This window comes from Nocardioides oceani, from assembly GCF_030412965.1.
GTDB classification, from domain to species: domain Bacteria; phylum Actinomycetota; class Actinomycetes; order Propionibacteriales; family Nocardioidaceae; genus Nocardioides; species Nocardioides oceani.
On sequence record NZ_JAUHJQ010000213.1, the window covers coordinates 1 to 242 of the forward strand.

Here is a 242-nt window from a genome sequence, read left to right on the forward strand (position 1 = left end):
GTCGGCCGTCGACCAGCTCCGCGCCGAGGCGAGCAGGTCCGCGGCGGCGCCGAGCCGGGCCAGCGCGTGGTCCGCGGCCACGCCGGCCTCCTGCAGCTCGGCCAGCGCCGAGCGGCCGGCCCCGGTGGCGGCCGCGACCCGGTCGAGCTCGACGGCGGACGGGTGGCCGGTGCCACGCAGGTGCTCCTCCTTCGCGGCCAGCGCCCGCTCGCGGCGTACGTCGGCGTCGGAGACGGCCCGCA

At 81.4% G+C, this 242-nt stretch carries 1 protein-coding gene; it reads right to left on the bottom strand.

Translation table 11 applies throughout. From position 1 onward, the window contains the following. A partial coding sequence (locus tag QWY28_RS23825; protein ID WP_300955378.1) for a hypothetical protein occupies nt 1–242 on the bottom strand: 242 nt, incomplete at both ends.